This window comes from Ciceribacter thiooxidans (assembly GCF_014126615.1).
GTDB lineage: Bacteria > Pseudomonadota > Alphaproteobacteria > Rhizobiales > Rhizobiaceae > Allorhizobium > Allorhizobium thiooxidans.
Genome location: NZ_CP059896.1, coordinates 1,255,237 through 1,268,521, shown reverse-complemented (window position 1 = coordinate 1,268,521; position 13,285 = coordinate 1,255,237). Strand labels below are relative to the sequence as shown.

At 62.7% G+C, this 13,285-nt stretch carries 13 protein-coding genes; 8 read left to right on the top strand and 5 right to left on the bottom strand.

The features are described 5' to 3' along the window. Window positions 1-5: 5 nt before the first annotated feature. On the bottom strand, window positions 6-1,904 hold the full coding sequence (locus H4I97_RS05935) for a L,D-transpeptidase family protein (RefSeq protein WP_182306995.1): 1,899 nt from the start codon (window positions 1,902-1,904) through the stop codon (window positions 6-8). A gap of 386 nt (window positions 1,905-2,290) precedes the next feature. Between H4I97_RS05935 and fumC the strand changes: the two genes are divergently transcribed. The 3 genes from fumC to H4I97_RS05920 all read left to right on the top strand — a co-directional run bounded on the left by fumC (window position 2,291) and on the right by H4I97_RS05920 (window position 6,695). Then, window positions 2,291-3,682: a class II fumarate hydratase gene (gene fumC / locus H4I97_RS05930; RefSeq protein ID WP_182306994.1), complete on the top strand. Its 1,392-nt coding sequence runs from the start codon at window positions 2,291-2,293 to the stop codon at window positions 3,680-3,682. A 111-nt stretch (window positions 3,683-3,793) separates the two neighbouring features. Then, window positions 3,794-5,401: a fumarate hydratase gene (locus tag H4I97_RS05925; protein ID WP_182306993.1), complete on the top strand. Its 1,608-nt coding sequence runs from the start codon at window positions 3,794-3,796 to the stop codon at window positions 5,399-5,401. 223 nt (window positions 5,402-5,624) lie between these two features. Then, window positions 5,625-6,695: a GGDEF domain-containing protein gene (locus tag H4I97_RS05920; RefSeq protein WP_182306992.1), complete on the top strand. Its 1,071-nt coding sequence runs from the start codon at window positions 5,625-5,627 to the stop codon at window positions 6,693-6,695. Between the two features lie 10 nt (window positions 6,696-6,705). Here H4I97_RS05920 and H4I97_RS05915 read toward each other — a convergent pair whose 3' ends face one another. Together H4I97_RS05915 and H4I97_RS05910 are read right to left on the bottom strand one after the other, a co-directional pair. After that, on the bottom strand, window positions 6,706-7,314 hold the full coding sequence (locus tag H4I97_RS05915) for a pyridoxamine 5'-phosphate oxidase family protein (protein WP_182306991.1): 609 nt from the start codon (window positions 7,312-7,314) through the stop codon (window positions 6,706-6,708). 47 nt (window positions 7,315-7,361) lie between these two features. Next, window positions 7,362-8,294, bottom strand: a complete 933-nt coding sequence (locus tag H4I97_RS05910) for an alpha/beta hydrolase (RefSeq protein ID WP_182306990.1) — start codon at window positions 8,292-8,294, stop codon at window positions 7,362-7,364. A gap of 48 nt (window positions 8,295-8,342) precedes the next feature. On the opposite strand from H4I97_RS05910, the gene H4I97_RS05905 reads away from it, so the two are divergent. Continuing rightward, window positions 8,343-8,810, top strand: coding sequence for a MarR family winged helix-turn-helix transcriptional regulator (locus H4I97_RS05905; RefSeq protein WP_182306989.1), 468 nt, complete (start codon window positions 8,343-8,345; stop codon window positions 8,808-8,810). A 12-nt stretch (window positions 8,811-8,822) separates the two neighbouring features. Here the strand turns inward: H4I97_RS05905 and H4I97_RS05900 are convergent, their stop codons facing one another. Both H4I97_RS05900 and H4I97_RS05895 read right to left on the bottom strand, forming a co-directional pair. Beyond that, window positions 8,823-9,410 (bottom strand): TMEM175 family protein, encoded by a 588-nt coding sequence (locus H4I97_RS05900; protein WP_182306988.1) that lies wholly within the window; start codon window positions 9,408-9,410, stop codon window positions 8,823-8,825. Window positions 9,411-9,432: 22 nt separating this feature from the next. Further along, entirely contained in the window at window positions 9,433-9,795 is a 363-nt protein-coding gene (locus H4I97_RS05895; protein ID WP_182306987.1) for a gamma-butyrobetaine hydroxylase family protein, read from the bottom strand. A gap of 205 nt (window positions 9,796-10,000) precedes the next feature. On the opposite strand from H4I97_RS05895, the gene moaA reads away from it, so the two are divergent. The 4 genes from moaA (at window position 10,001) to mobB (ending at window position 13,228) form a co-directional block, all read left to right on the top strand. Then, window positions 10,001-10,990, top strand: coding sequence for a GTP 3',8-cyclase MoaA (gene moaA, locus H4I97_RS05890; RefSeq protein WP_378144397.1), 990 nt, complete (start codon window positions 10,001-10,003; stop codon window positions 10,988-10,990). Window positions 10,991-11,205: 215 nt separating this feature from the next. Next, a complete protein-coding gene (locus H4I97_RS05885; RefSeq protein ID WP_182306985.1) occupies window positions 11,206-12,081 on the top strand; it encodes a DMT family transporter in 876 nt (291 codons plus the stop codon). Beyond that, window positions 12,078-12,698 (top strand): molybdenum cofactor guanylyltransferase MobA, encoded by a 621-nt coding sequence (gene mobA, locus H4I97_RS05880; protein ID WP_182306984.1) that lies wholly within the window; start codon window positions 12,078-12,080, stop codon window positions 12,696-12,698. The genes H4I97_RS05885 and mobA overlap by 4 nt, the downstream gene beginning before the upstream one ends. After that, window positions 12,695-13,228, top strand: coding sequence for a molybdopterin-guanine dinucleotide biosynthesis protein B (gene mobB / locus H4I97_RS05875; protein WP_182306983.1), 534 nt, complete (start codon window positions 12,695-12,697; stop codon window positions 13,226-13,228). The genes mobA and mobB overlap by 4 nt, the downstream gene beginning before the upstream one ends. Window positions 13,229-13,285: the final 57 nt, after the last annotated feature.

Here is a 13,285-nt window from a genome sequence, read left to right as displayed (position 1 = left end):
CGCGATCAGCTGCGGGCCGAGCGGGCTTCGCTCGTAACAGCGAAGGCCTTGCGGGTGTAGTCGTCACGCCCGTAGACGTCATCGAAATACTCGATGATCCCGTCCTTGTTCGGCCATGCCGTGAAATAGGAGACATAGACCGGGATCTTCTGCGGCACCTGGACGGCACGGTTCTGGCCGGCGGCGATCTGCGCGCCGATATCGTCGACGGTCGTTCCCATTACCGCCGCTGCCATGCGACGCGGCTCGGAAAGACGCACGCAGCCGTGGCTCAGCGCCCGCATGTCACGCTTGAAGAAGCTCTTCGACGGTGTGTCGTGCATATAGATCGAATGGGCATTCGGGAAGAGAATCTTCAGTTCGCCGAGCGCGTTGTCGCTTCCCGGCGGCTGGCGGACATCGACATTGTGCGTCGAATTCCAGTCTACGGCACTCGACGAAACCTTGCGACCGCCGTAGCTCACCTCATAACCCAGGCGGTCGAGGTAACTCGGGTCCCGGCGAAGCTTCGGCAACATCTCGTTGATGATGATGGACTTCGGCACGCCCCAGTACGGATTGAATTCCACGGTCTCGATCTGGTCGTTGAAAAAGTAGGTCTGGTTCGCCTTGGAGCCGACCACGACCCGCATCGACAGTTCAGGATGCCCCTCGGTCACGAAGTAGGCCATGAAGGCGGGCTGGTTGATGAAGACGTATCGCGAGCCGAGATCGGCGGGGAGCCACCGCAGCTCCTCCATCGCCACTACGAGCTTCTCGATCTTGGCGGCATTGCTGTCACCCATCAGCGTGCGGATGGTCGCCTTGCCGACGATGCCATCGGGATGCAGGCCGCTTTCCTTCTGGAAGCCTTCCACCAGCGCCACGAGTTCAGGCGTGTATTCCGGCGTCCCCGTATAGGCGGCAAGAGTCGCGGCATGCTCGGTCTTCAGTGCCTCGGAGGCCCGCAGCTTGATGGCGGCGACGACGTTTGCGAGTTCGGGATTGGTGACGCCGGGCTTCAGGAGCGTCCCCGGCGCAATCGAGATCGCCTGCGCCGGATCGTTCTGCGCGGCCTTGAGACGGACGAGTTCTGCCTGCAGCGCCTGGAACTGCGAGTTCGCCGGCATGCGGCTCTTGAGGTAGGCGCCGACATCGGGGCTGAGCCGCATCATGTTGAGGAGCGGCTTGAAATTGACGGTCTTGCGCTTGATGTCGTGGTAGCCGGAAAGCTTGTTCGCGTCGATGCGACCACGCATGGTGTCGCTGACATAGGTCAGCGCCTTGATCGACATCGAAAGCTCGAAGGCCATGAGCTCGCGCTGACGAGCGAGCGGGTCTGCATCCGCGGCAGCGTCGGCCGGTGCCGCAACCAGATAGTCCTCGGGGACCAGTCCGACCAGGTCCGCCTCGGCGAAGGCGGCGAGCGCCGAACGGGCACGTTCCGATATGCCGTTCTCGGTCACCCAGATCATCGGGCGGCCGGCATTGTAATAAGCCTCGACTGCAGTGGCGATGTCGTCCGGTGCACGCAGCTTCGTCTCAGAGAGCAGCCGGCGCTGCTCCGCCTGCGGATCCACCGGCGCGATGCTCGCGGTCGTCGCAGCGTCGGACCCCGCGACCTCAGGCTGAGCGGCCGCCATGGCAGGCGCGGCGATCGTCACCGGGCGCGTCGCTTCCGGCTTGTAGGTGTAGTAACGCGGCCCGCTGACCTTCGGCAGCGGTTCGGGATCGGCCGTCGGGTCGGAGACACCGGGAAGACGCCGGCCGAAGAAGGTATCGTTCCCCCGCTGACGATTGTCGGCGCCCGGACCGCCGCGCAGCATTTCGAGCAGGGTGATCGCGGCTGCGGGGCGAGGCGCAGTGCTCATGGCCGTGAACGCAGCAAATACCGCCGTCAGCGCAATGGTCTTGTATCGGGTCATTCGTTCTCTCAATTTCCAGTCAGGTGCTGCGGCAAGCCGGATTCGCTCATGATCGACGTTTCGCGGACGACTAGCCCAACGGCTCTCCAATGAAAAGGTCGCACGGACGCATCAGAGCCATCGGCCCCGTAAAAATTATGTGACTGCCCGCGCGGCATTCCGGGGAAACAGCGCGTATTCTAATCGAATATATCGTTAATTTTTCCCAAACAACCGACCGGACCGCGTCACTGCCGTGGTATCGCCACACCCCTGGGTGGAAATCACGGACGCCGCAGTTACGGCTGACGGCCTTTCAAATTTGCGTCAGGCGATTGCGCCCGCCGGGCGCCGGACTAGATTAACACGCGAAGGACGCGACAATCTCCGGCAAGAAGGTGGGAGCGATGACGAAGACGCGCACGGAAACCGATACGTTCGGCCCTGTCGAAGTGGCGGGCGACCGCTACTGGGGCGCCCAGGCGGAACGCTCGCGCGGCAATTTCAGGATCGGGTGGGAAAAGCAGCCGCTGTCGATCGTGCGAGCGCTCGGCATCGTCAAGCAGGCCGCGGCGCGCGCCAACATGGGCCTCGGTATCCTCGATCCGAAGATCGGCAATGCCATCGTCGACGCCGCGCAGGAGGTGATCGACGGCAAGCTCGACGACCACTTCCCGCTCGTCGTCTGGCAGACCGGGTCCGGTACCCAGTCCAACATGAACGCCAACGAAGTGATCTCTAACCGGGCGATCGAAATGCTCGGCGGCGTGATGGGCTCGAAGAAGCCGGTGCATCCGAATGACCACGTCAACATGAGCCAGTCGTCGAACGACACCTATCCGACGACCATGCACATCGCCTGCGCAGAGCAAATCGTCCACCACCTGATTCCAAATCTCAAGCATCTGCACCAGGCCCTTGATGCCAAGGCGAAATCCTTCGCCCATATCATCAAGATCGGCCGCACGCACACGCAGGATGCCACGCCGCTCACCCTCGGGCAGGAGTTTTCTGGCTACGCCGCGCAGGTCTCCTCATCCATCAAGCGGATCGAGCTGACGCTGCCGGGTCTCTACGAACTCGCCCAGGGCGGCACCGCCGTCGGCACCGGGCTCAACGCCCCTGTCGGTTTCGCCGAGAAAGTGGCGGAGGAGATCGCCAAAATCACCGGCCTGCCCTTCGTCACGGCACCGAACAAGTTCGAGGCGCTCGCCGCCCACGACGCCATGGTCTTTGCCCACGGCGCGATCAACGCTGCGGCCGCTGCCCTGTTCAAGATCGCCAACGACATCCGCTTCCTCGGTTCCGGCCCCCGTGCGGGGCTCGGGGAACTCGCCCTGCCCGAAAACGAGCCGGGTTCGTCCATCATGCCGGGCAAGGTGAACCCGACCCAGTCCGAAGCGCTGACGCAGGTCTGCGCCCACATCTTCGGCAACCACGCCGCGATCACCTTCGCCGGCAGCCAGGGCCATTTCGAGCTCAACGTCTACAACCCGATGATGGCCTACAATTTCCTGCAGTCGGTGCAGCTTCTCGGCGATGCCGCCCGCTCCTTCACCGACAATTGCGTCACCGGCATCGAGGCGCGCGAGGACAATATCAGGAAGGGCGTGGAAAACTCGCTGATGCTGGTCACCGCGCTTGCCCCGGTGATCGGCTACGACAACGCCGCGAAGATCGCCAAGACCGCCCACCGGAACGGCACGACACTGAAGGCGGAAGCGCTCGCAAGCGGGCTGGTCAGCGAAGAGCAGTATGATGCGGTCGTGCGCCCGGAAAAGATGATCGGCCCCTCCTGACCGACGACCGCAAAGGTTCGTCGGCAACGCAACCTTAGAATCATTGATCTTTGCGACCGGTGCCCGTAAACCACCGCCATCGCATCCCATCGCTTCCAAGGTTTTCCGAAAATGGCTGACGATCTTTTCCCGCTTGGCGAAGACAAGACCCCTTATCGCAAGATTTCCTCGGACTACGTGTCCACGACCAGCTTCAATGGTCAGGAGATCCTCACCGTCGATCCCGAGGGCTTGCGCCTGCTCGCCGAAACGGCCTTCGCCGACATCAACCACCTGCTGCGCCCGGGGCACCTGAAGCAGCTCGCTTCGATCCTCTCCGACCCGGAAGCGACGGACAACGACCGCTTCGTCGCCTATGACCTCCTGAAGAACGCCAACATTGCCGCCGGCGGCGTGCTGCCGATGTGCCAGGACACTGGCACGGCGATCATCATGGCCAAGAAGGGCCGCAAGGTCTGGACCGAGGGTGGCGACTACGAAGCTCTGGCGCATGGCGTGCGCGACGCCTACGAGAGGAAGAACCTGCGTTATTCGCAGCTCGCGCCCTTGAAGATGTTCGAGGAAAAGAACACCCGCACCAACCTTCCCGCACAGATCGACATCTACGAGGAAGGCGAGGACGCCTACAAGTTCCTATTCATGGCCAAGGGTGGCGGCTCGGCCAACAAGACGTATCTCTACCAGGGCACGCCTTCGCTTCTGACGCACGACCGGATGATCGACTTCCTCAAGGAAAAGATCCTGACGCTCGGCACCGCCGCCTGTCCGCCCTATCATCTGGCGATCGTCATCGGCGGCCTCTCGGCCGAAATGAACCTGAAGACGGTCAAGCTCGCCTCCGCCCGCTATCTCGACGACCTCCCGACCGAGGGCTCCGAGTCCGGTCACGCCTTCCGCGACCTCGAGATGGAGAAGGAGATCCACAAGCTCACCCAGCAGATGGGTGTCGGCGCGCAGTTCGGCGGCAAGTATTTCTGCCATGACGTCCGCGTGATCCGCCTGCCGCGCCACGGTGCCTCCCTGCCGATCGGCCTCGGCGTCTCCTGTTCCGCCGACCGCCAGGCCGTCGGCAAGATCACCAGAGACGGCATCTTCATCGAGCAGCTCGAAACCGATCCGTCGAAGTACATGCCGGAAATCGACGAGAAGGCTCTTTCGTCCGGCGTTGTGAAGATCGACTTGAACCAGCCGATGAGTGCGATCCTCGGCGAACTCACCAAGCACCCGATCAAGACCCGCCTCTCCCTCACGGGCACGATCATTGTCGCCCGCGACCTCGCCCACGCCAAGATCCGCGAACGGCTGGAGAAGGGCGAAGGCATGCCTGACTACATGAAGAACCATCCGGTCTATTACGCCGGTCCGGCGAAAACCCCCGCCGGTTACGCGTCCGGCTCCTTCGGACCGACGACGGCCGGCCGTATGGACAGCTACGTCGACCAGTTCCAGTCGTTCGGCGGCTCGATGGTGATGCTCGCCAAGGGCAACCGTTCGCGTGCGGTGCGCGAGGCTTGCAACAAGCATGGCGGCTTCTACCTCGGCTCGATCGGTGGCCCGGCCGCGCGCCTCGCCAAGGACTGCATCAAGAAGGTGGAGGTCCTGGAGTATCCGGAACTCGGCATGGAAGCCGTCTGGAAGATCGAAGTCGAGGACTTCCCCGCCTTCATCGTCACCGACGACAAAGGCAATGACTTCTTCCAGGAGTTCAAGCTCGACTGAGAATACAACCGGCAAAAATTAACGGCGGAGCACCAGACGGCGCTCCGCCGTTCTTTATGCAAAGATGATATACAAGCAGTATCAGCGCCTTAAAGAAATTCCTCAAATACCGTTCAACAAGAAACCCGACTATAATTGGGGCTCGCGAAATTAAGCATTTCCAAACAGTTGAAGTTTATCTTAACAAGACGAATCAGGGGACTTGGAAAGGGGGGATTTTGCGATGAACACGGGCGTGACGCCAAAGGCGCCGGTTCCGGACATCGCCGCACAGATTACCTACGCCATGCGCACCATGGGCGTGGCACCGATCCCGCGCAACTACGAACTCTTCTACGAAGCCTATATCGGCTCCAATCCTGCACTGACGCGCGACCTCTCCGCGCTCGGCAGCAAGGCCACGCAGGAAGAATTGGACACGCTCGGCGAACAATATTTCGGGCGTCATCACCAGTCGCGCATGATGGAGAATGTCCATACGCGCATCGTGACGGAACTCGACGGCCTGCTCGGAGTGCTGAAGCAGGAGCAGAGCTCGCTCGAAAGCTACAACAAGCTGCTCGGCGAGACATGCAACCGCATCAACACCAAGAGCAAGAACAGTGCCGAACTGCTGCGCAGCGCGATCACGTTGCTGCAGGAGGCGACCGGCGACACCATGGCGCACGGCGAAAAGACCGTCGAGAGCGTCGAGCAGAAGTCGCAGGAAATGGCCGAGGTCCGCAAGGAACTCGACGAATACAAGCGCATCGCCAATACCGACTCCCTGACGCGCATCGCGAACCGTCGCGCCTTCGACGAAAAGCTTGCGGCGATCTATGACGGCAGCTTCAATCTGCCGCTGACCGGCCTGGTGCTGGCCGATATCGACCACTTCAAGAAGATCAACGACAGCTACGGCCATCCAGTCGGCGACAAGATCCTCGCGTCTGTGGCGACCGTCATCCGCACGAATGTCCGCAAGGACGTCTTCGTATCCCGCACCGGCGGCGAGGAATTCGCCATCATCGTCGACGGCAACACCCCCGACGAGATCATGCAGATGTGCGAGCGCGTACGCCAGGCGCTGGAGCTGACGCCTTTCAAGAATTCCAGGACGGGCGTCAATTACGGACCGATCACGCTCTCTCTCGGTCTGTGCATGGCGAACGCTGCCGAGGATCCCGGCGAACTCTACGCCAAGGCGGACGTCGCCCTCTATTGTGCGAAGAATGCCGGTCGCAACTGCAGCCGGCAGTTCGAGGACGGCATGAAGAAAGACTTCACCAAGAGCTGGCTCATCTACCGTCGTTGACGGACACCGCCTACCACATCGTCCTGGCGGCACGCGTCGGCCATTCCCGATCGTAGGTATCCTTGTCGAAATCCGCTTTCGCCGCGTGCAGCATGTCGCCCGGGGTCGGAAGGCTTTTCGGATCGATAAAGCGGTCGACGTTCCAAAGATCGGCGCGCATGACGGCCCGGGCGCACTGGAAGTAAACCTCGCCGATGGTGACGACGACGACGCTGCGCGGATGTTTGCCTTCCATGTCGAAACTGTCGATCAGCGCCTCGTCAACCGAAACCACGGCCGTGCCGTTCACCCGAACCACGCTGTTCGAGCCCGGGATCAGGAACATCAGCGCGACCCGCGGGTCCCGCACGATGTTCCGGAGCGAGTCGATGCGGTTGTTGCCACGCCAGTCCGGCAGCGCAAGATGGCGCTCGTCCTCGATGCGCACGGCACCGCCGGCGTCCCCGCGCGGCGAGCAGTCGAGCCCGTCCTCTCCGACCGTCGCCAGCGCGACGAAGGGCGAGGCCTCGATCATACGCCGGTAGGCGGGGGTGAGAACGGACGTGACCTTCACCAGCGAGGCCTCGCCGGGTTCGCCGTAGCGTGCCAACAGCTCTTCGACGGTACGGATCGTCTTCATCGAAACCTCCGGGGTGGAACAAGCCATCCCCGTGTATAACCGATTTCCTAACAGGATGACGACAGTCGCTGCTCCGGTTCGTCGGCAATCCCTGCGCCATCGTCAAAGACGAAGGAGGCAATCTCCGCGATGACATCCGGTGCCGCCACGATCCTGCGATGTCCGAGGCCGTTCGCCCACCGGACAGCCACGTGAGGGCCGGCCGCTTCGAGGCGGCGGGCGTGTTCGGCGTGCACCTCCTTGTCCTCTTCGGCGTGCAGGACGAGGATCTCGCGGCCGATCCGCGCGGCGATGGGAACGGTGTCGAGCGCATCGACAGGACAGCCCGCAACGGCCTCGGCACGCTTCACCATCGCCCGACGGACGGAGGGGCGCAGCTTCAGCATCCCGCAGAAACCGTCGATCACCCAATGTATGTTGCTCGGCGCGGCAAGGAGCACCACCCTGCCCGGCTCAAAACGACAGGCGCCGGGAAAGATGCCGCCGATCGCGGTCATCACAGCCGCGCCGCCGAAGGAATGGCCGATCGCAATGTCGGAGAAGCCGAGCCGCTCCTGAACGGCGCAAATCGCCTCCGCTGCAAGACGCAGATTCAGATGCCGCCCCGAGGAATGCCCGTGCCCCGGCAGATCGAGCAGCACCACTTCGGCTCCTGCCTTGTGAAGGTCGGCGGCGAGTCGCGCCAGATATTCTGCGCGCGAGCCCCAGCCGTGGACGATGAGCACACGGGGCGCATCGGTCGATGCAGCGCCAAGGCGTCGGGCCGCGACGGTACCGCGGGAGATCGGCAACACGATGCGCTCGGCTCCCGCCAGTTGCTCGGCTCCCCTGGCGAGGGCGGAGGCCGCCTTGCCGTCCTTCGGTCGCCGGGACGGCGTGCGGCAGAAGAGCGAGAATGCCAGTCGCCCGGCAAAACCGGGCGACAGAAGACCGGCGAGCGAGAAACCGAAACGGGTGACCTCGAGCGCGAAGGGTGCCATATTGGGATTCTCCAATGATGTTCAATGCTGAACAATAAAAGTACAACGATGAACAAAAATCAATCCCTTCCCTGGGACCATCCGCGTTTTCGGAGCTGGATCGCCGTCGGCCGTGCATGTCAGATGATGCAGACGGCACTCGGCCGGGCGCTCGCACCGCTCGACATCAAGACGCCGCATCTCGACATCCTGATCAATCTCTACCGGCATGAAGGTATTTCGCAGCAGGAGTTGGCGCGCAAACTGCTGGTCGGCCGCTCCAACATGAGCATGCTGCTGCCGCAGATGGAAAAGCGCGGGCTGATCGCACGGCGCGACGATCCGAAGGACAAGCGCGTCTTGCGCCTGTTCCTGACCGAGAAAGGCCGCGACGTCACCAAACGTGCCATGACGATCCAGACGGACCTGATCGAAAGGACGCTCTCCGTGACGCCGATCGACCAGTGCCTCGCAATGGCCGAGTCGATGGAACTGCTGATCGCGCGGCTGCAGGCGGAGGAAGAGACCGCCGGCTAACCACCTTTGTGTTCAGGCCGCCCGTTTTTCGCCGACAACCCGTTCGAGCCGCCGGTCGGGCACGATCCACATCAGCGCGACCAAGGCATAGAGCGCATAGGAGATCATGGGCGTGACGAAGGCGAGGCCGATCGCCACCAGATAGATCATCGGAGAAATCAGGCCCTTGACGTCGCGACCGAGTGCGGCCCTGAGTTCGTCACGGCGGCCGGACGACGAGATGATCTGTATCTGAAGAATTTTGTAGGCGATGGCCGCCATCAGCAAAACGAAGCCGTAGCAGGCGGCCGGCATCGCCGAGCCGTGGGACTCTCCCACCCAACCGGTGGCGAACGGGACGAGCGATAGCCAGAACAGGAGGTGCATGTTGGCCCACATCTCGCGCGCCGTAGCGCGGGTACCGAAGGTCAGCAGATGGTGATGGTTGTTCCAGTAGATCCCCACGTAAACAAAGCTCAAGATATAGCTCAGGAACACCGGCAGCAGCGGAACAATCGCCGAAAGCTCTGCATCGTGGGGTATCTTGAGTTCAAGCACCATGATCGTGATCACGATCGCAAGGACGCCGTCGCTGAATGCCTCTAGCCGTGCGGTATTCATTCCACTGCCCCTCCTCTCGCTTTTATAGACCATCGCGACTCAACGCCTTCTCGGAAAGCTTGCGCTCGTATTCTGCGAAGAGTTCGCCGCCCTTCTGCCCGAGTTCCCGCAGATAGGACCAGGTAAAGATACCGCTGTCGTGACCGTCGTCGAAGGCGATGCGCACGGCGTAGTTGCCGGTCGGATGAACCGCGGTGATGGACACATTGCGTTTCCCCGGCACAGTCACTTCCTGCCCCGGCCCGTGGCCCTTGACCTCCGCCGAGGGTGACAGAACCCGCAGCATCTCCGCCGGCAGCGCGAAAGAAGTGCCGTCGTCGAAGGCGACCGACAATTGCCGGCGGTCTTTGGAAACCTTCAGTTCGGTCGGCCAGAACTCACTCATGATCGGTACTCCCCGGGTGGTCGGAGACCAGAACTAAGCGGCGCTCCTTGCCCATGCAAGCCATTTTGCCGTCACTCTGCCCGACCTGGTTGCTTGACGAGCGGAGCGGATGTCACCAAATTACCCTCAATACGGAGGAGATGCCTTGAACTACAGCCCAGGTTCGTTCGGAAAGGCCGCAGGCCCTGCGCTCGACAGCGCGCCCATGATCGACCCGTTCGGCCGCATGGTCTCCTACCTGCGTGTCTCGGTCACCGACCGGTGCGATTTCCGCTGCACCTATTGCATGGCGGAAAACATGAACTTCCTGCCGAAGAAGGATCTCCTCACGCTGGAGGAGCTCGACAGGCTCTGCTCGGCCTTCGTCGCCAAGGGTGTTCGCAAGCTGAGACTCACCGGTGGCGAACCGCTGGTGCGCAAGAACATCATGTTCCTCATCCGCAGTCTCGCACGGCATCTTGAGAGCGGTGCGCTCGACGAACTCACGCTGACGACGAACGGTTCGCAGCTCGCCCGTTTTGCCGGCGAACTCGCCGACTGCGGTGTCCGCCGCATCAACGTCTCGCTCGATACCCTCGATCCACGGAAATTCGCCGAGATCACCCGTTGGGGCGACTTCGCCAAGGTGATGGAGGGCGTCAAGGCGGCGCAGAAGGCGGGCATTCGCGTCAAGCTCAATGCCGTCGCGTTGAAGGACTTCAACGAGGACGAGATTGCGGACCTGCTGCGTTACGCCCACGGCAACGACATGGACCTGACGCTGATCGAGACGATGCCGATGGGCGAAACCGGAGAAGACCGCACGGACCGCTACCTGCCGCTCTCGACCGTCCGGCAACGGCTCGAAAGCCAGTTCACTCTTTCCGACATTCCCTATCGCACCGGCGGCCCGGCCCGCTATGTCGAGGTGAAGGAGACCGGTGGACGCCTCGGCTTCATCACGCCGCTCACCCATAACTTCTGCGAGAGCTGCAACCGGGTGCGCCTCACCTGCACCGGCACGCTCTACATGTGCCTCGGCCAGGACGATGCGGCCGACCTCAGGGCGGCGCTGAGGGCCTCGGACGACGATACCCTGCTTGCGGCAGCGATCGACGAGGCCATCTCGCGCAAGCCAAAGGGTCACGACTTCATCATCGACCGCGACCATCGCCGTCCCGCCGTCGCCCGCCATATGAGCGTGACCGGCGGCTGATCCGCCCCGTTCCGCCTGCCATTCCTTCTCCGCCGCGACGCCCGTGATCGCAACATGCAAGCGAATTCGAATTTGATGTTGCACGACGCCGCATTGCCGTGTCCTCTCCACGGCGTGACGATTTCGCAGATTCGCCGGTGGGCGGTCTGCGCTGTCCGTCGCGGAAGAACACCTCCAGGTCCTGGAAGCAAATCCCCTCCCCGGAAAGATATGGAATGAAACTGTCCAGGAATACCACGGGCGCCATCCTGATGATGATGTCGATGGCGGGCTTCACCTGCAACGATGCGGTGATCAAGTCGGTGACACCCTACATGAATGTCGGGCAGATCATGCTCATCCGCGGGATACTGACGAGCATTCTCGTTTACATAATCGCGCGGCGCATGAATGCGCTCGATCATATTCGCACCCTTTTTCAGCCGATGGTCGCACTGCGCGTCCTCTTCGAGGTAACGGCGGCGATCGCCTATCTCTCCGCCCTCGGACAGATTCCGCTCGGCAATGCCGCGTCCATCCTGCAATCGCTGCCGCTCGCCGTCACGCTGGGGGCCGCCCTCTTCCTCGGAGAGCCGGTCGGCTGGCGGCGCTGGACGGCGATCATCGTCGGCTTCATCGGCGTCATGATCATCATCCGCCCGGGACCGGAAGGCTTCACGCTCGCCTCTCTTTACGTCGTCGGCAGCGTATTTTCTGCGGCTGCCCGCGATCTCGTGACGAAGCGCATTCATGCGGGCGTATCATCGCTCAGCGTCACGCTCTTCTCGGCGGCAGGAAACGCCGTTGCGGGCGCCCTGCTCGTCCAGCCCTTCGGCGGATGGCAGCCGATGACGGGCGAATTGTTCTGGCTTCTCGCGCTCGCCTCGGTGCTCGTCTTCGTCGGCTATCAGGCGATCATCATGGCGATGCGCACCGGCGAGATCTCCTTCATCGCACCGTTCCGCTATACCAGCCTCCTTTGGGCGGTCGGCCTCGGACTCGTGGTCTTCGGCGAAGTGCCGGACGTCTGGATGATGACCGGAACCGCAATCGTCATCGCGTCGGGTCTCTATGCCTTCTACCGGGAAAACAAGCGAAAGGCGGGGCTATGACCAGATCACCCGGCATCATCCTCGCCGGCGGCCTCTCTCGCCGCATGGGCGAGAACAAAGCCGCCGTGCTCCTCGGCGGCAAGACGATGATACGGCACGTCGCCGAGCGGCTGGCACCGCAGGTTTCGTCGCTCGTCGTCAATGCGCCCGAGGGTGCCGATGCCGGGCTCGGACTGCCGCTCGTACCGGATACCATCGCCGGCCATCCGGGACCGCTCGCGGGCGTGCTCGCCGGTCTGCGTCACGCCGAAAAGCTGGCGCGGCCGCCCCGACATATCGTAACAGTACCGGCGGATACACCGTTCCTTCCGTGTGATCTCGTGGAGCGACTGGAGGCCGCCCTGCCCACGGATGACGCCATCGTCGTCGCCTCATCGATGGGAAGGTCCCATCCGGTGATCGCGCTCTGGCCGATTGCAGTTGCCGACGATCTCGAGGAATGGCTGGCAGATCCCGGAAATCGCAGGCTCCAGGCCTTCATCGCGCGCCATCCGTCGGCGGCCGTCGATTTTCCGCCGATCGAGACAAAACGTGGCCCGCTCGATCCGCTCTACAACGTCAACACGCCCGACGAACTCGCCCTCGCGAAGGCCTTTCTGGAGGAGGAAGACGGATGACGGCAACGCCAAGGATCTTCGGCATTTCCGGCTGGAAGAATTCCGGCAAGACGGGCCTCGCCGTCCGCCTCGTCGCCGAGTTCACCCGCCGTGGCTACCGGATCTCGACCATCAAGCACGCTCACCACGACTTCGACATCGACAAGGTCGGCGCCGACAGCTACCGCCACCGCGAGGCGGGTGCGCATGAAGTGACGATCGTCTCGGGAACACGCTACGCCATCATGCACGAGCTGCGCGGCGCGCCGGAACCCAGCTTCGCGGAAATCCTGGCGCGGATTGCGCCCTGCGATCTCGTCCTGATCGAGGGATACAAGCGCGAACCTGTCCCGAAGATCGAAGCGCGACGGCTCGAAGCGAAGAGCCGGGAGCCGCTCGCCCCCACCGATCCGCACATCGTCGCGATTGCCGCCGATCACCCCGTGACCGACACTGCCTTGCCCGTGTTCGATCTCGACGACACGGTCGCGATCGCCGATTTCGTCGCCCGCGTCACCGGCTTGCCCCCGGTTTCCCCCGCATCCGCCTGAACAGGCGAAAGGGCCGCCGGCAGATGCCGGCGGCCCTTTCTTTCTCTTACCGTCTGT